Raw genomic sequence first — 24633 nt, forward strand, 5'->3', positions numbered from 1 at the left:
TCTTGAATATTAGTATTTTCGTTCTCAATAAAGATTGATAATACAAAAGTAATAAAGAAAAATAACCTTTCCAAAGGAATAGTCATAATCTTTCATGAAAAATAGCAACAATGTAAATTTCTCAAACAAGGGGTTTTGAACAAGTAAAGAGCCTATTTTGGAAGGTTAAATAGGCTCTTTGCTATTGTGAATCGGTATGTATTTATAATATATCGGATTTCAAATTATTACGATAGTATATTCTTTTGAATATTTAATGCTGTAATTATGTAAACTTTTCCACAAATTCATTTTCTGATATAATAGGAATTTCGAATTGTCGTGCCTTCTTATTTTTCTCAGAAGTGCTATTTACATCATTATTGATAAGGTAGTTTGTTGATTTGGATACGCTCCCTGTAACTTTTCCACCTTGGCTTTCGATGTAGGCTTTCAGTTCGTTTCTATTCTTGTAATGGTGAACATCGCCTGTTACAACAAAGGTTAGTCCATTGCACCGAGTACCAATTTCTTTTACAACGGGTTGGGTTATTTTCAATTCTACTAATAAATTGTCTAAGCGTTTTATGTTTTCTTCCGCCTGAATCCATGCAATAAAGCTGGCACTCTTCTCTGGTCCGATACCTGCAATGTTAGAAAATTCGGCAGAATCGGTAGCTAAACGTGCCTTCATAATGAGTTCATTAAATGGATAAGCTGACAATAAACGGCTACAAACATCTTGTCCCACTAACGGAATAGATAGGGAAAAAAGTAGATTTTTAGCCTCTACAATTTTAGCTTTGTCAATCGCACGAAGTAAATTCAGTACACTCTTATCACCAAATCCTTCCATTATTTTTAAATCGTTGGCATGTTCATGGAGGTGAAAAATATCGGCATATTGATTTATCCAACCAAGATTGATAAACTTTTGTAGGGTTTGCTCGGAAAGTCCGTCAATGTTTACACCTTCTTTTGATACGAAACGAACAAATTTTTTCAGTTCTTTTGCTGCACAATTAGGGTTGGTACAATGTAAAGTTTTAGTTTCACTACTTGAGCTAACTACCACTTCAGTAGGAGATTTACATACTGGACATTCTGTTGGAATAGATAGTTTCCCCTCTGTTTGTAAAACTTCTATCACCTTTGGAATAATTTTATTAGCTTTGATAACGGAAATTTTAGTACCTTTACCGCCTATGCCAAGTCGTTCACATTCTGAAATATTACATAGACTTGCACGCTTTACGGTTGTACCTTCTAGTTCAACTGGTTTAAAAACCGCAACAGGCGAAATGGTAGAGGCAGCACATGACCATTCGATATATTCTAATTCTGTTTTAGCACTTTCGTCTTGCCACTTAAAAGCATAGCCTCCACGAGTAGCATGATGACCTGTTACAGAACCAGTTGTAGCATAAGCAATATCGTCAAAGCAAATGACTAAGCCGTCAACGGGATAGTCGAAAGAATTTAACTTGTGTGTCCAATTCTCAATGGTCGCATCTATGTTTTCAATATTTGGCACATTGATAGCTTCGTGTTCAACCGTTTTGAAACCTAATTTAGTAAGATAATCCATTTGAGCGCCCCACGAATTAAACGGCTCATCGCTATAAACAAGTGTGAAAGGTATCCAATGTAAATGGCGTTCTTTCAAGGTTTCAATGTTTTTCAACGTCAATGAACCCGAAGCAAGGTTGCGTGGGTTGGCGTATTCTTCCCCCGTTTCCATATTGAAAACATTAAAATCCGAATAGCTTATAATGGCTTCACCACGAATAACAACATGCCCTTTGTCTGTAATAGTTGGCAAGATACCTGCAATGGCTGGTGCAAGGTGGGTGATATTAGTGCCAATATGTCCATTTCCTCGCGTTACAACCTTAGAAAGTTTGCCTTTATCGTATGTAACAACAAGTGTCAAACCATCTAATTTCCAAGAAATCCAAATAGGTTTTCCTTCTGACCATTTCAAAAGGTCGGTAGTTTTCTTTGTTTTAGCCAACGACAATGCAGCAAATTCATGTTCTTCCTTTTCACCAGCAATGCTGTCAGCACTTACGTTTGCCGTAGGAGAATCAGGTAAAATCGTACCCATTTCTTCTTCCAAGTGTTTCAATTCATCGAAAGCAGCGTCCCATTCGTGGTCAGACATTATTTCGTTCTGACCATTATAATAAGTGTTAGAGGCCTCGTTCAATTTATCAACGAGTTCTCGCATGTGTGTCATCTTATCGTTTTGCATGATTTTCCTTTATCTATAGATTTTATAAGAACTTTCAGTTGTTTCGCAATATTTCTCTAAAAGTGTTTGTATAAACTCTGCATTTTGTCTTACAGACTCTTCATCGCCATCATATCCGTTGATTAACACCAATAGGTGGGTTGTTTCAATCGTTATTTTTGTGCGCTCATGGTCGGAAGTTGGAGTACCTACACCGCCTATTGCATCGCGATAAACGGGTAGCCCATGAATGTTAATCATGCCTCGTCCAATGCCTTCATAGGGCTCACCTTCTTTACCAATACCCAAAGTTAAAGTGTTACCCACAAATTTATCAGCATCGAATCCGCCAATACTGTAACCAAAAGCCATAGAAGCTAAATTGATAAGGTCTACCAAAGTGTCAATTTGATACAAGTCTTTGCCTTGCAACATACGACGAATAAGCGCCTCAGATGCTGGTCGATAGCGAGAAGGGTCTTTACCACAAGCACGATAAACACGGCGTGTAGCAGCAATACCCGACCTATCTTTTAATGTTTCGGTGGTCAGTTCTGCTTTATATTTCTCGCCTAATTTGTTGATTTCGTCCCAAAGAGGCTGACAATATTTAGTGTTCTTTACTTTTGCTTCCACACATGCACCCACAAAATTAGGGCAAACTGAATCAATTTCTTTACTAACAATTATTTCCATATTTCCTTTATGAGTTCTTTATCAGCAGCAGTCCATTCAATAGAATCGAAATCTTCTTTGGTGAGCCAACGTGAATCGATGTGTTCAAGGAGCTTGAAATCTTCGTTACGAGCCATGCAATCGTAGGCAGAAAGAACAATACTGAAGTCGGGATAATCGTATTTTATGTTGCCCAACTTGCTGCCCACATAAATATCCCAATCCATTTCTTCCTTTATTTCTCGGCGCAAAGCATCGAAATCTGTTTCATTTTCTTCTACTTTTCCACCTGGAAATTCCCATTTCTCAGAAATATAGTCAGGTCCTTTCCGTAAGCGTTGCATGCACAGATATTTATCGTCTTTGCGAACGACAGCGCATACTATATTTAATAGTTTCTTTTCCATAAATCAAGAATTTTCTACAAATATACTATAAATAAACCTATTCGCACGTTTTTTTTGTAAAAATATCCTTTAAAAAGGTTTTACACATCATTACTTTTCTTTACCTTTGTGGGCGTTTACAAAATATGTAATATAACATTTACCAATTTAAAATTAACTAACAAAATGTCAACACTAACAATCGCGATTATCATCGTCTTTGTTCTTGGCTATGCATTGATAGCCACTGAAAGCTTAGTAAAAATCGACAAGGCTGCTATTGCTTTGTTGATGTTCGTATTCTGCTGGACACTCTACATGTTTGACCCAACTCCATTTTTACAACTCATGCACGCAGGAGATGCAAAAGAATGGACTGGACGCATTGCAGAGTTTGCCAATTCTGTAATTGTAGAACATCTTGGCGATACTTCTACCACGTTGTTCTTCTTAATGGGTGCTATGACCATTGTTGAAATTGTAGACCAAAATGGCGGTTTCAATTGGGTAAAGAATGTAATGAAGACCAAATCGAAGCGCGGTTTGTTATGGCGCATTGCGTTTATGACATTTATTCTTTCGGCAATTCTTGATAATTTGACAACAAGTATTGTAATGATTATGATTTTGCGCAAATTAGTTTCGAATAAGTCTGACCGTATGATTTATGCGGCACTTGTTATTATTGCTGCAAACTCAGGTGGAGCTTTCTCTCCAATTGGTGATGTTACAACCATAATGTTGTGGAATGCTGGAATGATTACGGCAGCTGGAGTTATCAGCGAAATATTTATACCTTCTCTTGTTTCTATGCTTGTCCCAGCCTTTATTTTACAAACTATGTTAAAAGGGGAAATGGAAAACAATAGTGAAGTTAGTGAAACAAATAGCAGTGAAGGTGAGTTTGGTAGTACACAACGCAAGATTATTTTTGCTGTTGGTGTAGGAGGCCTCTGTTTTGTTCCTGTATTTAAATCAATTACTCACTTACCTCCATTTGTTGGTATCATGTTGGTCTTAGGTTTATTGTGGACTATTACCGAAATCTTTTATCGTAATTTGCACCGCACAGGTGGTAGCGAGAGCTTTTCAAAACGTGTTACAAACTTGTTGTCACGCATTGATATTTCTACCATTCTCTTCTTCCTTGGCATTTTGATGGCAGTAGCTTGTCTACAAGAGATTGGTGTCTTGATGAATCTTGGAAAATCATTGAATATAGTCTTTGAAGGCAATCATTATATTGTAACAGGAATCATCGGTGTACTTTCTTCTATTGTGGATAACGTTCCTTTGGTAGCTGGTAGTATGGGTATGTATCCTATTACCGAAGTTGGCGATATGGCAAGAGATGGTATTTTCTGGCAATTGCTTGCTTATTGTGCTGGTGTTGGAGGTTCAATGCTTATCATTGGTAGTGCTGCAGGTGTTGTCGTAATGGGCTTAGAGAAGATTACTTTTGGTTGGTATATGAAGAAAATCACATGGATAGCATTTATTGGCTACCTTGCAGGTATTGCTTGCTATTATGTGATTCGCACCTTTATCTTTACAACTCCATTGTAATTTAAGAAAAACAAATTTATTGAAATCCCTATCAGCATGAAACTGCTGGTAGGGATTTCTGTTTTAGAATGATGAAAACCGACAAACTGTCATACTATTCTGTCATAAGTAAGTTAGAAGTGTGGAAAAGATGTTTTGGCACGGTTTTCGTAATAACATGGTTGGAAGTTAATTTCTTCCTCGAGATGAACTTAAAATAAACAATTAAAAACATATAACGATTATGACAATTAAACCTTTAGCAGACAGAGTGCTTATTCTCCCAATTGAGGCAGAGCAAAAAGTAGGTGGAATCATCATTCCTGATACAGCAAAAGAAAAACCACAGCGTGGTAAAGTAGTTGCCGTAGGTAATGGAACAAAAGATGAAGATATGATTTTGAAAGTAGGCGACCAAGTATTCTATGGCAAATATGCTGGTACTGAAATCGAAAACGATGGCGAAAAGTATCTCATGATGCGCCAAAGTGACGTTCTCGCTGTTGTAGAATAATCAAACTAAGATAGCTTTCAGCAAAGAAATGTTTAATATTTCTATTTGAAAAGTTGGAAGCAATCGTAAATAGTTACTTAGGAAAACAAACAATTAAATTAAAAAGAAAATGGCAAAAGATATTAAATTCAACAAAGATGCCCGCGAATTACTTAAAAGCGGTGTAGACCAACTTGCAAATGCTGTAAAAGTTACATTAGGTCCTAAAGGTCGTAACGTTGTTATTGGCAAGAAATTTGGTGCTCCACAAATCACTAAAGATGGTGTTTCTGTTGCTAAGGAAATCGAATTAGAAGATGCTTTCGAGAATGCAGGCGCACAATTGGTAAAGAGTGTGGCAAGTAAGACAGGCGATGACGCTGGTGACGGTACAACAACCGCAACAATTCTTACTCAATCTATTGTTACAGAAGGATTGAAGAATGTTGCTGCTGGTGCTAATCCTATGGATTTGAAGCGTGGTATTGATAAGGCGGTCAATAAAGTGGTTGATTTTATTAAGGATAGTGCCGAAATTGTTGGCGACAACTATGATAAAATTGAGCAAGTTGCAACCGTAAGTGCTAATAATGACCCTGAGATTGGTAAACTTCTTGCTGACGCTATGCGCAAAGTTTCTAAGGACGGTGTTATTACAATTGAGGAAAGCAAAACACGCGACACCACAATTGACGTTGTAGAAGGTATGCAATTCGACCGTGGCTACCTTTCAAGTTACTTTGTTACAGATACTGAAAAGATGGAAGCTCTGATGGAAAACCCATACATTCTCATCTACGATAAGAAAATTTCTAATGTTAAAGACTTCTTGCCTATCCTCCAACCAGCTGCCGAAAGTGGTCGTCCTTTGTTGGTTATTGCTGAAGATGTTGATTCAGAAGCATTGACAACATTGGTCGTAAACCGTTTGCGTGGTGGTTTGAAGATTTGCGCTGTGAAAGCTCCTGGTTTTGGCGACCGTCGTAAAGCTATGCTCGAAGACATCGCAGTATTGACTGGCGGTGTTGTTATCAGCGAGGATAAGGGTTTGACACTTGACAAGGCAACGCTTGAAATGTTGGGTTCTGCTAAGAAAGTAACCGTATCTAAGGACTTTACAACAATTGTTGATGGTGCTGGTTCTAAGGATAGCATTGCTGAACGTGTAAACGTTATCAAGAGCGAAATTGCTAATACAAAGAGCCAATACGACAAGGAAAAACTTCAAGAACGCTTGGCTAAACTTGCTGGCGGTGTTGCTGTTCTCTATGTTGGTGCTAACTCTGAAGTAGAAATGAAGGAGAAGAAAGACCGTGTAGACGATGCACTTTGTGCAACTCGTGCAGCTACAGAAGAAGGAGTTGTTGTTGGTGGTGGTACAACATACATTCGCGCTCAAGAGGCTTTGAAGGGTATTCAAGGTGAGAATGCTGACGAACAAACTGGTATCAATATTGTTTGCCGTGCTATCGAAGAACCTTTGCGTCAAATCATTGCCAATGCTGGTGGCGAAGGTGCTGTTGTTGTGAATAAAGTGCGCGAAGGTAATGGCGATTTTGGTTACAATGCTCGTCGCGACCAATACGAAGACTTGCGTGCAGCAGGTGTAATTGACCCAGCTAAGGTGGCTCGTGTAGCTTTGGAAAATGCAGCATCAATCGCAGGAATGTTCTTGACAACAGAATGTATCGTTGTTGATAAACCAGAAGAGAACCCAGTTATGACTCCAAATCCAGGTATGGGTGGAATGATGTAATCCAATTTGAAGATTCAATAGAGGGATTTTCTCTCTACAAAGTTAGGTAATAAGTGTACCCCAAAAGTTCGATTGAACTTTTGGGGTTTTTATTTTGCCCCCATACGCTCATATTTTTGAGCTTCCAATAGTGCTTGCTGAGAAACTTATACAATAGAATGGTTACGGCGATTCGTCTTTTATAGTTGTGTCCTTACAGGGAAACTCCTGTATCCCCACAGGGAAACAGGTCTTGAATAAGGTGTATGAGTATTGGAAAGCTACTATTTTGTGGAAGAAAGTGCTTGTATGACGGATAGGAGAGGATTATTCCACCTTCTAAGCGGTGAGGAGGCATAAAAAAGCGTGGAGCCTTTCATAAGACACCACGCTAATACTAATCAAAACAAATTAATTTAAATTCAATAATGAATGAGAAAAATTATTTTTGTGTAGGCACTTCAAACTTGTCGCCAGTGGTTTCTACTAACACTTTGCGAGCTTCTTGACTCATGCCTGGACGTTCTGGACGTACAGCGAAGCCTGATTCGGTGCGGAGGAACTTGCCGTCTTTGTCTGGCTTGATAGCCATATCGTTGAATTTAACGATGAGATAAGTTGCGAGTTGTTTCCATTCAGCGAGCATTTCGTTACTCTTTTGTACAGAATAGTCGTTCAAGAACTTAATGGCAGCTGCCTTGTCGGTAGCATAAAGTTCTTGTGCTTTTGCCTCAATCTGTGGTTGATTGGTCTTGTACTCATTCTCCAAGCGGTCGCGAACAGCTTTGAGCGATGGGAACATTTGAGAATAGCGTGGATAAACCATGTTTGCTACCCAGTTGCAAACCCAGAAAGCGTTTTTGTCAGAGAAAGTTACTGCGTCAGCACCAGGGGTATTGAAGCATTCAGCACGTTCTGTGTTGCTGCAATAGATTGGCACATAAACAGTTGTGTTACCTTCGTCGTTGGCAAACCAGATGATACCACCGATTTCACGAGGCAACCAACCACGCAATTGGCAAACGTATGAGAATGCACTTTGTTGGGTTGATGCTGGACGTTCTGTGAAATACTTCTTACCGTTGTATTCAAATTCCAATGGAGTAGGGCGGTATGGCATGTTCCATGAGCCTTGACCGCAGTCGTTCAATGTGCTGAGGGCTGTTCCTTCATAGTGGTCGCGCATTGACATTTTCATATCTTCCAAAGTGATTTGCTTGTTAGGCTTAACCCAAAGTGGCATATCCTTTGCGTTTTTGTCTTTACCCATTGCCCATGGGAGGTATTCAGACATATCGCAGAAGTGATTGAAGAAACTCCACACACGGGCATCGCAGTAGCGGCGACCGCCAAAGTCAGGTGCTGCATAAACCATCTTCCAGTTGAAATCTTTGTCCTTACCAGTGAACCAACCTTTTTCTCTTGCAAACTTAATGCAATTCTTTGAGGTGATTACTTCTGTGTTGTAAGTTGAGAATTGTCCGATGCGTGCTTGGTTAGCGTGTCCTGAAATCATGCCGTCAGGTATGCGAACTGCTACCCAAACCACCTTTTGTTTCTTGTCGCCACCGCAACCCATCATTTCGAGAATCCATACTTCGTTAGGGTCGGCAATGGTAAAGCTTTCGCCACTTGATTGGTATCCGTATTTGTCTACCAATTCTGTCATTACTTTAATGGCTTCACGAGCGGTCTTAGAGCGTTGCAAACCGAGGTACATCAATGAACCGTAGTCGATTTGACCATTAGGGTCTACCATTTCGTCACGACCTCCGTAGGTGGTTTCGCCAATGCTTACTTGGTATTCGTTGATGTTTCCGATGACGTTGTAGGTTTCGGCTGCTTCGTCAATGAATCCGTGGCTTTCGCCTGAGTCGTAGTCAATGATTTCACGTTTTGTGCCTTTTGCGTGCTTTCCAGCAGCATAGTGGCAGAGATTTGTGAACAATCCGTAGTCGTCGGCACTATAAGTTACATAGACCGAGCCGTCTGTTGTCGCACCTTTTGTTGCGATGAAGTTGGTACATGCCTTTGCTGTTCCGAACGAACAAACAAGCATCACTGCTAAAAGGAGTTTCTTCATAATGATATAGTTTAAAATTAAATGTTTAATATGTAATTTTTGTCTCGTATTTTGCTACATTTCCACGATTATCGGTTGCCATAATTTTGAGCGTACGTGGTTGTTTTGTAGGTGTTATCGGCGTTTTTCGTAAATCGCAGAAAACGAATGACGGGTCTTTTCCTTGTTCAAACAACACGAATTTATCGTCAATGTAGGCTTCGTATCCGTTTAGTCCGCTTTGGTTGTCGGATAGTTTGAAGGCAAGAAATGTAGGGTTTGCCGATGTTTGGTGTATGTTGGGGGCTTTGTCGTCGTAGGCTATGAAGTAGGTTAAGCCTAATTCTCGCACTCGTCCTTTCACCCAACCATTTGCAAAACTGCCGCCACAATAGCGTGCTGGTTCGGCTGCTGCGGTGTGAGCGGTGCGTGCTGCGATATAATATTTTTGTGGATTGGCAGCAGGGCGTTCCACCTTGATGCTTAAATCGGTATAGTCTAAGAGCGGAACTTGTAGAGGCGCAAAGCGGAAAGCTGCCGAAAGGGCATCGGCAAAATGGCTTTGCGAGGGTTGCAAGAGAGTGTTACGTGCAAGTAAATCTCCTGGTACATGGAGCAAGGCTGCGCCAAACATAATGCGGTTATCTCGATTGGTAAGCAAAGCATAGCTTCCTTGTATCGGATTGGCAGGAGGAATGGTTTGCGGTGTGCCTACCACATAGATGTCTTTAACGGTTTTATTGCCATAATAATCTTTGAAGACGTACTGCAAATGGTATTCACGTTGCTCGTTAAAGTTGATGATTCCTCCATTTTTTGCGGTCTTTATGAATGGTAGCCGATTGCCTGCTTCACGGAAAGACTTTAGATACCAAATGCGTCTGCTGGCATAATGCTCAAAGTCGCCCCATACATTTATCATGCGGTTGCATTGGGTTGGTATGTTGTTTACATCGCTTTCGTAGACTTTTTTGCCGTCGCAATAAAGTGCAGTGTAGCGCACTCCGTAGTTATTGTAAACGGAGTCCATGTGGTCGTAAGCCCATGTACCAAAGCCAACTAACCCCCAAGCACGGTAGCGATTTGTTCCAAAAGTATAAATTTTAGAGTCGGTTGAATTTTGGAATACACCTTTTCCACGCTGTGGATAGCTTTTAAACGAGTAGGCGGTTGGTGCTTGTCTGTCGGGAGCTATTTGTGAAAGCCAATTCAAAGGATCCATAAGGTTATCATTTGCCGTGTTATGGATTTCTAAATGGAGGTGTGGTCCTTTCGATGCGCCTGTATTGCCACTTAAAGCTATGAATTGTCCTTTGCGCACAGGTATTTCGCCTGGTTTAAAATGTATGTCGCCTTTGAATGTATGGTGTTGGTATTGCCATTTTTCTACGGCTGTTTGCACTTGTGGAGCGAAGCGATTGAGATGCACATAAGTACTTGAATAGCCGTTAGGGTGGGCGATAACCAGTGCTTTACCGAAGCCATATTCGCCCACAATAGCTCGTGAAACGTAGCCGTCGGCAATGGTGTAGATGCCAAAATTTACACCTCGTTCGGTTTTTACGTCTATACCGCCATGAAAATGGTTGGGGCGTGGCTCACCAAAGTTACCCGCTAATTGTACGGGAATATGGACAGGTGAGCCAAAAGATAGTGCCGTTAGTAAAAAACCTATTATATAGTGCATTTTTGCTTATTATTTCTTCGTTTATTAATGTGTCCTACAGTATCTAATCTGACTTTTATTGGCAATATTTTGGCTATTTGCGAATGAAAAGTCAAAAAGCTGTTTTCCTCAAGTTTTTATTCTTTTATCAAAATAGCCTGTTTGAAAGCCTGAAACCTATTGTTTTGCTTCTTCAAATAGGCTGTTCCGCCAATCCATTCTGTTTGCTCTATTTCTTCGATGAGCGGATAAGTGCGCACGACCATGTTGCCTTCAATTTCGATGATGCCTGGAGAATAGTCGAACGTATCGTATTTGATGTGGTTGAAAGCTAAACGTTTCATTGCGATGTGGGTCTTGGTATGTTTCGTTCTCGCATAGCTTGGTCTACTGTGCGGTGGCTTTGTAAAGTTACTGGTGGACCATTCTGTTCTTTGTTTACTCTTTCGCCACCCACCATGCGTACAGGGTCAGTCGTTTCGGTTGAATCGGACTCAAAAGCAGAATTTTCTATCTGTTCGTGCTTTTCTTTCTGCTCGTGCATACGAATAAGTTTAATATTTGTAAGCAAAAGTAAGCGGAAAGTTGTTGATGTTTCTGTTGGCTGTGGCATATAGAAATAACCACGAACACGCTTGATACCGAGTTTTTTATCGTCGTAAATGGTCAAAATTTGGTGTCCTGCATCAAAGAAACGTACGGCTTGTGTAGCAATACTATCATTTTTGAATGTAACAGTGAACACTGCTACTCCCTCACGTGTACCATCTTGGACGATGAATTGTGGGTCGAACTCTAAGGAAAGTTGGTCGCCACGGTGAAAAGCAGTATCAACTTTAATTTCAAAGTTTTCGTAATTGCGTGTAATTTGTGGTTGTAACACGAGGGCTTTGGTCTTGTTCCATACGTTGGTAGTGTCGCCATTGAGTGATGCTTCACCATATTGTGAGAAGTCGGTAGCCGACAAACCTTGTGTGCGTGCCTCGTTTTCTAAGCGTTTGGAAATATTTTCGTAGATTTTTTTCAGTTGCTCTGTGTGTCTGATGTAATATTTTAGTGCATCGTCAAATTCGGCTTCGGTAACATCATATTTCTCGAAAACTTTCAATTTATAAGCCTCTTGTTGGGTGAATGAAACGTTTTGTTGCTCCGCCATGGACATTGCTACATGGTAATCGTAGAGCAAATCTTCCATTTCTCCAGGTTGAATATACTCCGAAGGCACAGTTGGCTTACATGAAACCAATAAAAGCATGCCTATAAGAAGTAGCCATGCTCTTTGCAAACAGTATGTATAAAGGTTCAACCTATTCATTATTTTTCTTAAAATATTGGGTCAATAGTATCAGCATCATGAGCTGTTTCAGCAATAGTGCCACTCTTTTCCTTCTTGGTGTTGATATTGCTGTCCGAATCTTTGTCTTTTTGATTAGGAATATTGTTGAAATCGTTGCGATAGAAAAGGAAAAGAATGGTAACACCTACAGAAATACACGCATCAGCAAAATTGAAAATAGCTGAAAAAAACGTGAAATCTTGTCCACCCCATATTGGAAACCAATCGGGGAATGTTCCATGAAAGAGTGGGAACGAGAACATATCTACAACATTTCCCATTAAAATAGAGGCATAACCCTCGCCCCACGGAACAAGATGAGCTGGGGGAAGATTTAGATAATAAGGATTTGAAGCGGTGAAAATCTCGCCATAGATGAGTGAATCAATGATATTTCCAGCTGCTCCAGCATATATCATACTTAAAACTACGATATATCCCATACGGGCACCTTCCTTAATTTTCTTCCATATATACCATGTCAAGGCGGCTACGGCTATCAATCTGAACACACTCAAGAAGAGTTTGCTACCCAATTCCATGCCAAACGCCATGCCACGATTCTCAATAAAGGCTATGCGAAACCAATCGAACACGACAATTTCTTCGCCAATGTTCATATTAAGTTTAACCGCAATCTTTATTGCTTGGTCAATTAGCAGCAGCAAAATGATAATTGCCGCTGCTATGATGTGCTTCTTTTTGTTATTCATTTAAACCTTAATGGTTTTTATTTGCCTCTTTTGACGCTACGCTCAATGTTGCGTGTGGTACAATTCTGAGGCGTTCTTTTGGAATGAGTTCGCCTGTTATGCGGTCTATTCCGTAAGTTTTGTTGTCAATACGAACAAGTGCAGCTTGTAATCCTTGTATAAATTTTTGTTGGCGTTGTGCCATTTGCACTAATTCTTCTTTTGTTTGGTTTGTGCTGCCTTCTTCCAGAGCCTTGTAGGTAGGCGAGGTATCGTTTACATCGTTAGTGTTTTTGTTCATCAACACCTTCATTGTCTCCTCGTAATCAGATTTGGCAACTTCAATTTTATTTAATACTATAGCGCGGAACTCCTCGAGTTCTTCATCGCTGTAACGCTTTTTTTCTTCCATAAATGGTAAGTTAAATGGTATGAATGGTTGATAATTTCTATGTTTATGAGGTTAGCGATGGGGCAGTGTGCGTTATTTGCTGCCCTATCGCCTCACTTTTATGCTTTCTCAACGAGAATGTTGAGTTTAAATTCGTCAAATTCTGTTTCTGTTCCTTTGTTCTCTGCAATGATAATATCGTTTGCTAAGACCTGTGTTTTGATGAGTTCACCGAAAGCATTGATAGCTGCAGTGGTCTCTTCGTTAGGTGCTATTGTAACGATGATGCGGTCTGTAATTTCGAAACCAGTTTCTTTGCGGAGGTTTTGAATACGGTTGATAAGTTCACGTGCCATACCTTCCTTCTTCAATTCTTCGGTAAGTTCCACTTCGAGTGCCACTGTGAGATTGCCTTCGTTGCTCACTAACCAGCCTGGCATGTCTTCTGAGATGATTTCAACATCGGCTACATCAACCGAAATGGTTTCGCCTTGCAATTCGAAAGCATAGTTTCCGCTTTGCTCAAACTGTGCAATTTCGTCTTGATTGAGGTTGTTCATTTTTGCAGCAATGTCTTTCATAAGTTTGCCATACTTCTTTCCCATGACTCTAAAGTTACACTTTACTTTCTTCACGAGAATGCCTTGACCTTCAACGAAATTAAGTTCTTTTACATTAACCTCGCTCTTGATGAGGTCAGCCATGGCTGCAATGTGTTGTCGTTGCTTGTCGTCGGTTGGTGGTACCATGATTTGTGATAATGGTTGGCGCACCTTAATGTTTACTTTACGACGCAAAGCCAAGACCATAGATGTGATGCGTTGAGCCATATCCATGCGTGCTTCTAAGTCGGTATCAATCGCATTTTCATCGGCTACTACCCATTTTTCCAAGTGAACGCTTTCGAGTTTACCGCCCAAATCGTGGTAAAGTTCGTCAGCATAGAATGGAGTTAATGGTGCCATGAGTTTTGCTACGGTCATCAAACAAGTGTAAAGCGCATCGTAAGCACTGCGTTTGTCGCCACTCATTTCCTTGCCCCAGAAACGTTTACGATTCAAACGTACATACCAGTTGCTTAAATCATCGTTTACAAAGTTGTCGATTAAGCGTCCAGCACGTGTTGGATCGTAGTTTTCGAGCTCGGCTGTAACCTTCTTTATCAATGAATTAAGTTTTGAAATAATCCATCTGTCAATTTCGGTTGCATCGTCTGTAAGCGTGTTTTCGCCCAATTCTTTTGCTTCGTACTTATCTACGTTCGCATAAAGGGCAAAGAAACTGTATGTATTATATAATGTACCGAAGAATTTACGGCGGCATTCGTCTACTCCTTCTGGGTCGAATTTTAGGTTATCCCATGGCTCGCTGTTGGTCATCATGTAAAAACGAACAGGGTCGGCACCATATTTTTCTATCATTTCGAATGGGTTGGTAACGTTGCCCACGTGTTTACTCATCTTGTTTCCCTTAGCGTCTAAGACCAAACCAGTAGAGATGACGTTTTTGAAAGCCACAGAGTCGAACACCATTGTAGCGATTGCGTGAAGTGTAAAGAACCAACCACGGGTTTGGTCTACACCTTCATTGATGAAATCGGCAGGGTAGAAAGTTGGTGGAACAGCCATTCCTTCGTAGTTAGATGCTACTAATTGTTGGCGGTATTCCTCTTCTTTAACTCCCAATTTAGCCAATCCTTCTTTCGAAATTTCGCCTTCAAATGGGTAGTGAAGTTGTGCGTAAGGCATTGAACCACTGTCAAACCATACATCAATCAAGTCGTCCTCACGTTTCATAGGTTCGCCTTCGTCGTTAACGAGTACGATTTCATCAACGTAAGGGCGGTGCAAATCAATGCGGTCATAGTTTTCTTGGCTGTAATCGCCTATGATGAAGCCACGTTCCTTCAATGGGTTGCTCTTCATAACGCCTGCTTTTACAGCTTTTTCTATTTCGTTATAAAGTTCTTCTACTGACCCAATGCACTTTTCGTTGCGCTTTCCGTCGCGCCAAATTGGTAGTGGTGTTCCCCAGAAACGTGAACGGCTGAGGTTCCAATCGTTCAAATTTTCAAGCCAATTGCCAAAGCGTCCAGTTCCCGTAGACTCTGGTTGCCAGTTGATTGTCTTATTCAGTTCAACCATTCGTTCCTTCTTTGCGGTGTCTTTAATAAACCAACTATCGAGCGGATAGTAAAGAATAGGCTTATCGGTACGCCAGCAGTGAGGATAATTGTGGGTATGTTTCTGAATATTGAATGCTTCGCCAGCTTGTTTCATCTCAAGACACATGACAATATTCAAGTCTTCTGACTTTTCGGTAGCTACCTTATCCCATACGCCATTAGGGTTGAAGCGTGGGTCGTATGCGTTCTTAACATAGTCGCCAGCATGCTTTCCGTAGGCTGTTTGGTCTACGCAATGTTTTACGAAGTTGGTATCAAGCTCGTCAATGAGGTAATATTTTCCTTGCAAATCTACCATTGGGCGTGTTTCACCCTTGTGAGAAATCAAGTATAGGGCAGGGATTTTTGCGTCCTTAGCCACCTTAGCGTCGTCGGCACCAAAGGTTGGAGCGATGTGAACGATACCTGTACCATCTTCTGTTGTAACGTAGTCGCCAAGGATAATGCGGAAGGCTTCGCTTTCCATTTCTACAAATTTGTCGCGACCGTCTTCGCTTTCGAATACTTTTTCGCTGTGTTGTTGAGCGTAATCGTTTACGAATGCAGGTGCAAACTCGCCGATGCGTTCTACTGGTTTTACCCATTTCATGAGTTGAACGTAGTGAATGCCCTCAAGGTCAGTACCTTTTACCTTTCCCAAAACACGGTAAGGCATTACTTTGTCGCCGCTTTTAAATTCTGGCATTTCGCCTTCTTTTACTTCTCCTTCTGCTTTGAAGTAAGCAGCAAGACGGCTTTCAGCAATCACCACTGTTACTTTTTCGGCTGTATATGGGTTGTAAGTTTCTACGATAAGGTATTCAATCTTTGGTCCAACACAAAGTGCTGTGTTTGAAGGCAATGTCCATGGTGTTGTTGTCCATGCGAGGAATGATGGTTTTCCCCAATTGTTGGTCTTTACATTGTGTTTGTTGCAGAATGTAGTCCAATCGGTTTCGTTGATAGCAAAGTGTACCGTTGCCGTCGTGTCCTTTACATCTCGGTAGCAACCAGGTTGGTTAAGCTCGTGGCTTGAAAGTCCCGTACCTGCAGCAGGAGAGTAAGGCTGAATGGTATATCCTTTATAAAGTAACCCCTTGTTGTACAATTGCTTGAGCAACCACCATAGGGTTTCAATGTATTTGTTGTCGTATGTAATATAAGGGTGGTCTAAATCGACAAAATAGCCCATTTGTTCTGTGAGCTGTCGCCACTCTTCTGTGAACTTCATAACGTTCTCTCGGCATTTGTGGTTGTACTCTTCTGTTGAAATGTACCTGTCCGATTGTTTGTTATCAATGTCCTTTTTTGTTATGCCCAATTCCTTTTCCACGCCCAATTCTACAGGGAGTCCGTGTGTATCCCAGCCAGCTTTGCGGTGTACTTGGAATCCTTGCATGGTTTTGTATCTGTTGAATGTATCTTTGATAGCGCGTGCGAGAACGTGGTGTATGCCAGGGTGTCCATTGGCAGATGGAGGTCCTTCAAAGAAGATGAACTGAGGTGTACCCTCTCGTTCGTCTATACTTTTGTGGAAGATATCTTGTTGCTTCCATTTGTCTAACACTTCTTTGTTGGTATTAACCAAGTTCAATCCGTTATGTTCGGCGAATTTTTTTGACATAATAATATGTATTTTTCCTATTTTCGTTTGAAATGCAAATTTACGGAATTATTTTTAAATATAGTGGATATTTACGAAAAAAGTAAGTTAAAGGGTGGGGAGCAGGGTTGAGGGGGCTTATCAGGGGTTGTTGGACTAGTCTGACTGGTCGGACTATTCAGACTATTCAGATAATTCGAAGTGGTTAGATAAATCAGACTGGGCTGACAAGTCTGGCAAGTCCGACTAATCAGCCAGAAAAGAAAGCCTGTTTATCTAAAAGAATCCCATACGGCTTCTTTTGGGAGTGGGGAAACCACTGAGATAGGTTGTTTGCTAACGGGGTGGATAAACTCTACGCTGTGGCTAAGTAGTGAAATACTCCCATCAGGATTGGAGCGTTTTGCTCCGTATTTCAAGTCGCCTTTGATGACACAACCCATGTTTGCCAATTGGCAACGTATTTGGTGGTGGCGCCCTGTCATTAGATTTACTTCGAGTAGGGTGTAACGTTCTGTTTGTCCGATGGTTTTATATTTTAGTATCGCTTTTTTTGCACCCTTCTTTTCGTATTCGTAAGCGTAACTTTTGTTTTGTTTTTCGTTGCGTAAAAGATAGTTTTCTATTGTTCCTTCGAGCTTTTGAGGTGGATTTTGAACCATTGCCCAATAGGTTTTCTTTACTTCTCCTTTTCTAAACATTTCGTTTAGTCGTGAGAGTGCTTTTGATGTTTTTGCAAATACTACGATTCCTGACACGGGGCGATCTAATCGGTGTACCACACCCACGAAAACATTGCCAGGTTTGGCGTATTTTTCTTTGAGCCATGCTTTTACAGTTTCTGAAAGTGGTTTATCGCCAGTTTTATCGCCTTGGACAATTTCTCCGCTTTCTTTGTAAACGATGATGATATGGTTGTCTTCGTAAAGTACTTGCATGGGGATTTTTTTATTGAGAAAAGAGGACTTTTCTGTTGTTTTTGGGGATTTGTTAGACGAGTCTGACAAGTCTGACAAGTCTGACAAGTCTGACTGGTCTAACCAGTTCGACTTGTCTAACAAACTCCAAAATTATTTTTACATGTTCATACCGCCATCAACTTGGAGTACTTGTCCAGAGATGTAGCTTGAGAGGTCTGAAGCGAGGAAGAGTGCAGTGTTTGCGATATCTTCTGTTTGTCCGCCACGGCGCAATGGAATTTTAGAAACCCATTCTTTGCGGATTTCTTCTGATAATTCTTGTGTCATTGCAGTGTCGATAAAACCAGGAGCAATAGCGTTTGCACGGATTCCCTTTGGTCCCATTTCTTGTGCAACACTCTTTGCAAGAGCTATCATACCAGCCTTAGATGCAGCATAGTTAGCTTGTCCTGCGTTTCCGTGTACACCTACAACACTTGCCATATTGATGATGCTACCGCCACGTTGGCGCATCATTACTGGTACACAGGCGTGTATGAAGTTGAAAGCACTCTTAAGGTTTACGCCAATTACTGCGTCCCATTGTGCTTCTGTCATACGGAGCATAAGACCGTCTTTGGTGATACCTGCATTGTTTACAAGAATATCAATGCTTCCAAATTCTTCTTTTACTTGTTTTACAACTTCTGCTGACTGTTCAAAGTCGGCAGCGTTGCTTGCATATCCTTTACATTTTACGCCTAAAGCAGTGATTTCAGTTTCTGTAGCTTTTCCGTTTTCGTCAATTTGTAGGTCTGTGAATGCAATGTTTGCGCCTTCTGATGCAAATTTCAATGCAATTGCCTTTCCAATACCGCGAGCAGCACCTGTGATAAGTGCTGTTTTGCCATTTAATAATCCCATAATTTTTATTTTTAGTTTCTATTTTTATTTATTTGTTGTTGCTTTAGTCGTTTAGTTTTGGCTTCAAACCTTTATTTCCGAGCGCACCGTAGACTACTTTTGCTACTAATGGTCGGCTTGATTCTTCGGTCAATCCGTGTCCCAATCGGCCGTAAATAAATGGTACTTCCAATCCTTTTATACAATAGTGGGTAATGTCAGCAACGAGTTCCACATTGTCTATATCAAAATCGCCGTCAGCTTTTGCTTCGGTATATACCTTTCGGAAAAGTTCTATTTCGTCTTCGTCAAAATTTTTGCGTACTCTTTCCACCATCCATATATTTCTAAAGAATTCCGCTCTGAGGTTTCCGTTTCTCATAACGGTTTCTTTTATCATACTAAGGTGGGTATAAATGAGTTCAATGATTTTATCGTGTGGTGAAATATGCTTTGCTGCTACTTCGTCAAGCTTCTCAGATAACCTTTCTAATTCGGCTTCGATGACCGCATAGTAAACATCGTCCTTACTTTTGAAGTAGGTGTAAAGCGTGCGGCGACCTTTTCCTGAGGCTTCCGCAATATCGTTCATTGTGGTGTTGGCAATTCCTTTTTTTGCAAAAATTTGTCGTGCCACATCTACAAACATTTGCCTTGTCTTCGAAATAGACATTTTTGTCCCTCCCTATGATTGTTTGTGCTTAAAAAGTAAATCCTTTTTTATAATTGCACAATGTTATTACAATGTGCAAAAGTAGAGAAAAAAAACGAAACTTACAAATTCTTATCGGCTTTTTGTATTAATAAAATCAATTTTTGGGAGGATAAAGATTGATAGCGTACTTCTATTTAGTCGTCCCTTGAAAAGTAAATAACCTATTGATTATCAATAAAATAGCCTTTCTATTATTTGTATATATCTACAAGTTTTTGTATCTTTGCATGGTAAAATCTTGCAAATCAACAATGTATAAATCTCCATCCAACACCCATCAGGTATCAATGTTTTGGGACTTGGCATCCATGCTCAATCCCACCCATCCAATGTACAAACTTGCCAATCTGATAAATTGGGAAACCTTTGAGCGTTCCTTTGCCCCCTTGTACTGTAAGGACAACGGACGCATGGCCAAGCCTATCCGCCTGATGGTCGGTCTTATAGTGCTGAAGCATATTCGCAACGTCTCGGACGAGAGCGTCGTGGAACAGTTCTCGGAGAACGCCTACTACCAGTATTTTTGCGGAATGGAATCCTTCACCATCGCCAAACCTTGCGTACCGACGGAACTCGTGGAGTTCCGCCATCGCATTGGCGAAGCGGGTATGGAGTTGATTCTCAAGGAGAGCATCCGGGTAAATCTGCTGCTTGACGACAAGCGGAAAGAGAATGAAAACAGAAATGACGGCAAGGACGGTCGTGGACGCAAGTCCGACACCGAGCAGACAGCCTTTATCGACTCTACCGTGCAGGAGAAGAACGTCACGTTCCCCACGGATTCGAAACTCCTCAATAAAATCATCGGTTTCTGCCGCGACGTGGCTCATGCAGAGCACCTCAAGGTGCGCCAAAGCTATGCCAGGGAAATCAAGAGACTTAAGCTTGTGCAGCGTTTCCGTGGCAGGAAGAACAGTTCAGCCAAGGTAAGGAAGGCCGATCGTCGGATGCGCACCATCGCCGGAAGGCTGTTGCGCGAGCTGGTTCGGAATTTGCCCCCTGAGAACTCTTACCAAGAACGTATTGAGGTCTGCATGAAGTTCGTTAACGGCGAGAGAAGGGACGGTCATAAGATCTACTCCCTTCATGAGCCGGACGTGTTGTGCATCAGCAAGGGGAAGGACCACAAGAAATACGAGTTCGGCAATAAAGTCTCCCTTGTCAGACTGTGGAATGGTCTCATTGTCGGTGCATTATCTTTCCGCAATGAATACGACGGTCATACGATAGACAAGGCAATGGAGCAGGTCGGCAGGGTCTATGGCAGGAAAATCAAAAGACTCGCGGGGGATAGAGGGTATCGCGGGCAGGAAACGTGCGGAGAGACGAACATCATGATACCCGGCGTTCCCAAGGCAAGCGACTCGCCACACACGAAAAAGAAAAAACAAAGGTTCTTCCGCAAGAGAGCAGGAATAGAGCCTGTCATAGGGCACTGCAAAGCAGATCATCGATTGGGGAGAAACTTCTATAAGGGTCTCTTGGGTGATGCCATCAACGTGATGCTCGCTGCGGCTGCATTCAACTTCAAAAGAGCCATGCGGTTTCTTTTGTGCCTTATTCGAACCATGATAAAATGGAGTATCCAAGGAGTGGATTCCAACTTTAATGAAACAAAGGTGTTATCCAATACCTTTTGCGGGTTGTAAGTCGAGTTCTTGAGGGACGACTATTTAGACAATTCGGACTTTTACACAGAATTAGAAAGTTTGCATAAATTACCATATTGAACAGAGGGGGTGTCGCACTTGGAAATTGTTTTTGAAGTAAAACAGTAGCTTTTGAGGTGCAAAACAGGCTCTTTTGAGTTGCAAAATAGGCTCTATTGAACCGCAAAACAATCACTTTAGAAGATGAGGATATTAGTTAGATTATCGCATTTCTTCTTTGCACTTCATTTTTCGGTATCATGAAAGCTATGGTTTAACTTTTTTTTATTTGCCTTATTTAGACTTTGTGATTAAAATTTCCTAACTTTGTAGGAAATTTAATCAGTTAGTCGTGACTAAAGATATAGTCAAACAAAAAGTTAGAGGCATTCTCGATAGTTATCTTGAGATGAATAATCATAGAAAAACTACCGAGCGTTTTGCCATTCTTGATGCTGTTTATGATATGCAAGGGCATTTTTCACTCGAAGAGTTAAGTGCTAAAATGCTAAAAGACAGTTTCAGAGTATCACGCGCTACATTGTATAACACAATGCGGCTCTTCATAGAGTTACGTTTAGTAGTGCGTCATCGATTTATTGGGCAGACAAAATATGAAGTCTGTTACAATAATGATGACCATATTCACCAGATATGCACAGTCTGTGGGACTGTTACTGAAATAGATTCCGAACCTATTACGGCGGCTATTGCAGACACAAAATTATCAAGGTTCCGCAAAGATGGATTTTCGCTATATATATATGGTGTCTGTTCTAAGTGCCATACCAAGCTATTGCGTGAACAAAATAAAGCAAAAAATAAGAAACAAGATAAGAATTAATGGAAACAGGTAAAGTTGATGTCCTATTGGGTTTACAATGGGGCGATGAAGGTAAAGGAAAAATAGTTGATGTGCTTACACCGCGCTATGATGTTGTGGCTCGTTTTCAAGGTGGTCCAAACGCAGGTCATACTTTGGAATTTGAAGGTCAGAAATATGTACTACGTTCTATACCATCTGGTATTTTCCAAGGAGGAAAAATCAATATCATTGGCAATGGGGTAGTGTTAGCACCAGATTTGTTTATGAATGAAGCAAAAGATTTGGCAGCCTCAGGACACCCTCTTTTTGAAAGACTTTACATTTCTAAAAAGGCACATTTAATCATGCCTACTCACAGAATTCTCGATAAAGCTAACGAAGTTGCAAAGGGAAAAGAAATGGTAGGTACTACGGGGAAAGGCATCGGCCCTACCTATACCGACAAAACAAGTCGCAATGGTTTGCGTGTTGGAGATATTCTTGAAGACTTTGAAAGTAAATATGAGAAGCATAAAGAGCGTCATTTGAAGATGCTTGCTGCTATGAATTGGACTGACTTTGAGGGCTTTGAGGAAATTGAAAAACAATGGTTGGAAGGTATAGAATACATGAAGAACTTCCGTTTTGTGGATTCTGAACATGAAATCAACCATACTTTACGCAATGGAAAGAGTATTCTTTGCGAAGGCGCACAAGGCACAATGCTTGATGTAGACTTTGGTTCTTATCCTTTCGTAACCTCATCAAATACCATTTCCGCAGGTGCTTGTACAGGATTAGGCATTGGTCCTAATAAAATTGGCAACGTGTTTGGCATTATGAAAGCCTATTGTACGCGTGTTGGTTCAGGTCCTTTCCCAACAGAATTGTTTGATGAAACAGGTGGGAAAATGCGTGATTTAGGGCACGAATATGGTGCTGTTACGGGCAGAGAACGTCGTTGTGGTTGGATAGATTTGGTACAACTTCGCTATTCTATAATGGTGAATGGAGTTACAGAACTTATCATGATGAAGAGCGATGTACTTGATACATTCGAAACCATCAAGGCTTGCGTGGGTTATGAATTGCCAAATGGCGAAACAACTGACGAATTGCCTTACGACATTTCAGATGTTAAACCAATCTATAAGGAATTAAAAGGTTGGAAAACAGATATGACAAAATTTACAAGTGAAGCACAATTCCCAAAGGAATTTAACGACTATGTAGCATTCCTTGAGCAATTCCTTGAAACAAAAATCGGTGTAATTTCTATTGGACCAGACCGAGAACAAACCATTATACGATAATAAATATATGGCAAATAAACCTTCTATCCCAAAGGGTACACGAGATTTCGGACCCGATGAGATGGCAAAACGAAATTATATATTTGATACAATAAAGAGCGTATATGCACTTTATGGATTTCAACAAATCGAAACTCCAGCAATGGAAACCCTTCAAACACTCATGGGAAAATATGGGGACGAAGGCGACAAGTTGCTTTTCAAAATATTAAATTCTGGTGATTTCCTTAAAAATGCAAAAGATGAGGAGTTATTAGAACGTAATCCGCTTAAATTACAGACCAAAGTTGCAGAAAAAGGATTGCGCTATGACTTAACAGTCCCATTTGCTCGCTATGTCGTAATGCACCGTGAGGAATTGCAAATGCCATTCAAACGCTATCAAATTCAACCTGTTTGGCGTGCTGACCGCCCACAAAAAGGACGTTATCGCGAGTTCTATCAATGCGATGCCGATATTGTTGGGTCAGTCTCATTGCTCAATGAAGTCGAGCTAATGCAAATCATTGATATGGTTTTTGCAAAGTTTGGCATTCGTGTGCAAATCAAAATCAACAACAGAAAAATACTATCTGGTATTGCAGAAGTTATTGGTGAAGCTGATAAAATTGTGCAAATTACCACCGCAATTGATAAGTTGGATAAGATAGGATTGGAAAGTGTGAATGCTGAACTCGCCAAAGAGGGCATACCAACCGATGCTATTGAGAAGTTGCAACCAATTATTCAGTTGAGCGGAACGAATGATGAAAAGCTCGATACCATTGCTAAGGTGTTGTCAAATAGCGAAATCGGAATGAAAGGTGTGGAAGAATCCCGCTATATTCTTGATGCTTTAAAGAAAACAAACCTAAAGAATGAGATTGAACTGGACCTTACTTTGGCACGTGGATTGAACTACTATACAGGTGCAATCTTTGAAGTTAAGGCATTAGATGTTCAAATTGGTTCTATCACAGGTGGTGGACGCTACGACAATCTTACAGGAATTTTCGGTATGCCAGGACTCTCTGGTGTTGGAATTAGTTTCGGTGCTGACCGTATTTATGACGTTTTAAACACTTTGGACTTATATCCAAAGTCAAGCGTAACGGGTACTCAACTCTTGTTTATCAACTTTGGTGAAAAAGAAATGAACTATGTGTTACCATTTGTTGCACAAGCACGCAAAGCAAACATACGAACTGAAATTTTCCCAGACTCGGTAAAAATGAAAAAGCAAATGGCATACGCCAATGCAAAGAATATTCCTTTTGTTGTATTAGCTGGTGATAGTGAAATAGAACAAGGAAAAGTAACTTTGAAAGATATGGAATCGGGTGAACAAACACTTGTTTCTTCCGAAGAACTTATCTCAAAGTTAGGTTTATAATAAATAAAGGGAAGCTG

The 24633-nt window shown here is 40.7% G+C and carries 20 protein-coding genes; 7 read left to right on the top strand and 13 right to left on the bottom strand.

Annotated features, from left to right (window positions below; translation table 11 throughout):
- Positions 1-265: 265 nt before the first annotated feature.
- Genes ligA through DYI03_RS05450 form a run of 3 tightly spaced genes read right to left on the bottom strand, consistent with a single transcriptional unit; the run spans position 266 to position 3294 of the window.
- Positions 266-2233 (bottom strand): NAD-dependent DNA ligase LigA, encoded by a 1968-nt coding sequence (gene ligA, locus DYI03_RS05440; RefSeq protein ID WP_021670095.1) that lies wholly within the window; start codon positions 2231-2233, stop codon positions 266-268.
- 9 nt (positions 2234-2242) lie between these two features.
- Entirely contained in the window at positions 2243-2908 is a 666-nt protein-coding gene (locus DYI03_RS05445) for a B3/B4 domain-containing protein (RefSeq protein WP_021670094.1), read from the bottom strand.
- Positions 2899-3294, bottom strand: coding sequence for a (deoxy)nucleoside triphosphate pyrophosphohydrolase (locus DYI03_RS05450; RefSeq protein ID WP_021670093.1), 396 nt, complete (start codon positions 3292-3294; stop codon positions 2899-2901). The genes DYI03_RS05445 and DYI03_RS05450 overlap by 10 nt, the downstream gene beginning before the upstream one ends.
- Before the next feature lie 165 nt (positions 3295-3459).
- Between DYI03_RS05450 and nhaD the strand changes: the two genes are divergently transcribed.
- From nhaD to groL, 3 genes are all read left to right on the top strand, one after another.
- Positions 3460-4839 carry a sodium:proton antiporter NhaD gene (gene nhaD / locus DYI03_RS05455; RefSeq protein WP_021670092.1) on the top strand — a complete coding sequence of 460 codons (1380 nt, stop codon included), beginning with the start codon at positions 3460-3462 and terminating at the stop codon, positions 4837-4839.
- Between the two features lie 223 nt (positions 4840-5062).
- A complete protein-coding gene (locus DYI03_RS05460) occupies positions 5063-5332 on the top strand; it encodes a co-chaperone GroES (RefSeq protein ID WP_004357468.1) in 270 nt (89 codons plus the stop codon).
- Between the two features lie 109 nt (positions 5333-5441).
- Positions 5442-7067 carry a chaperonin GroEL gene (groL, locus tag DYI03_RS05465; RefSeq protein ID WP_021670091.1) on the top strand — a complete coding sequence of 542 codons (1626 nt, stop codon included), beginning with the start codon at positions 5442-5444 and terminating at the stop codon, positions 7065-7067.
- Between the two features lie 421 nt (positions 7068-7488).
- Here groL and DYI03_RS05470 read toward each other — a convergent pair whose 3' ends face one another.
- The 10 genes from DYI03_RS05470 to DYI03_RS05515 all read right to left on the bottom strand — a co-directional run bounded on the left by DYI03_RS05470 (position 7489) and on the right by DYI03_RS05515 (position 19435).
- Positions 7489-9129, bottom strand: coding sequence for a dipeptidase (locus tag DYI03_RS05470; RefSeq protein WP_021670089.1), 1641 nt, complete (start codon positions 9127-9129; stop codon positions 7489-7491).
- A 25-nt stretch (positions 9130-9154) separates the two neighbouring features.
- The gene (locus tag DYI03_RS05475) at positions 9155-10795 is read right to left on the bottom strand and encodes a M23 family metallopeptidase (RefSeq protein WP_021670088.1); all 1641 of its coding nucleotides are present in this window, start codon (positions 10793-10795) and stop codon (positions 9155-9157) included.
- Between the two features lie 116 nt (positions 10796-10911).
- The gene (locus DYI03_RS05480; protein WP_021670087.1) at positions 10912-11118 is read right to left on the bottom strand and encodes a hypothetical protein; all 207 of its coding nucleotides are present in this window, start codon (positions 11116-11118) and stop codon (positions 10912-10914) included.
- On the bottom strand, positions 11115-12089 hold the full coding sequence (locus DYI03_RS05485) for a DUF4296 domain-containing protein (protein WP_004357461.1): 975 nt from the start codon (positions 12087-12089) through the stop codon (positions 11115-11117). Before DYI03_RS05485 ends, DYI03_RS05480 begins: the two co-directional genes overlap by 4 nt.
- Positions 12090-12097: 8 nt before the next feature.
- Complete coding sequence (locus DYI03_RS05490; protein WP_021670086.1) at positions 12098-12823, bottom strand: lipoprotein signal peptidase; 726 nt, start codon at positions 12821-12823, stop codon at positions 12098-12100.
- Positions 12824-12830: 7 nt separating this feature from the next.
- Positions 12831-13214 carry a TraR/DksA family transcriptional regulator gene (locus DYI03_RS05495; protein ID WP_004357155.1) on the bottom strand — a complete coding sequence of 128 codons (384 nt, stop codon included), beginning with the start codon at positions 13212-13214 and terminating at the stop codon, positions 12831-12833.
- Between the two features lie 98 nt (positions 13215-13312).
- Positions 13313-16981, bottom strand: a complete 3669-nt coding sequence (gene ileS, locus DYI03_RS05500; RefSeq protein WP_021670085.1) for an isoleucine--tRNA ligase — start codon at positions 16979-16981, stop codon at positions 13313-13315.
- Positions 16982-17232: 251 nt separating this feature from the next.
- Positions 17233-17898, bottom strand: a complete 666-nt coding sequence (locus tag DYI03_RS05505; RefSeq protein WP_021670084.1) for an RluA family pseudouridine synthase — start codon at positions 17896-17898, stop codon at positions 17233-17235.
- 138 nt (positions 17899-18036) lie between these two features.
- Entirely contained in the window at positions 18037-18783 is a 747-nt protein-coding gene (gene fabG / locus DYI03_RS05510; protein WP_021670083.1) for a 3-oxoacyl-[acyl-carrier-protein] reductase, read from the bottom strand.
- A gap of 43 nt (positions 18784-18826) precedes the next feature.
- Entirely contained in the window at positions 18827-19435 is a 609-nt protein-coding gene (locus DYI03_RS05515) for a TetR/AcrR family transcriptional regulator (protein WP_004357422.1), read from the bottom strand.
- Positions 19436-19728: 293 nt separating this feature from the next.
- On the opposite strand from DYI03_RS05515, the gene DYI03_RS05520 reads away from it, so the two are divergent.
- The 4 genes from DYI03_RS05520 (at position 19729) to hisS (ending at position 24616) form a co-directional block, all read left to right on the top strand.
- Positions 19729-21126, top strand: coding sequence for an IS5 family transposase (locus tag DYI03_RS05520; protein ID WP_025064898.1), 1398 nt, complete (start codon positions 19729-19731; stop codon positions 21124-21126).
- 352 nt (positions 21127-21478) lie between these two features.
- A complete protein-coding gene (locus tag DYI03_RS05525) occupies positions 21479-21970 on the top strand; it encodes a Fur family transcriptional regulator (protein WP_021670079.1) in 492 nt (163 codons plus the stop codon).
- Entirely contained in the window at positions 21970-23244 is a 1275-nt protein-coding gene (locus DYI03_RS05530) for an adenylosuccinate synthase (RefSeq protein WP_021670078.1), read from the top strand. Before DYI03_RS05525 ends, DYI03_RS05530 begins: the two co-directional genes overlap by 1 nt.
- A gap of 7 nt (positions 23245-23251) precedes the next feature.
- The gene (hisS, locus tag DYI03_RS05535; RefSeq protein WP_021670077.1) at positions 23252-24616 is read left to right on the top strand and encodes a histidine--tRNA ligase; all 1365 of its coding nucleotides are present in this window, start codon (positions 23252-23254) and stop codon (positions 24614-24616) included.
- Positions 24617-24633 lie beyond the last annotated feature (17 nt).

Origin of the sequence: Prevotella disiens, from assembly GCF_900454955.1 — a bacterium.
GTDB lineage: Bacteria > Bacteroidota > Bacteroidia > Bacteroidales > Bacteroidaceae > Prevotella > Prevotella disiens.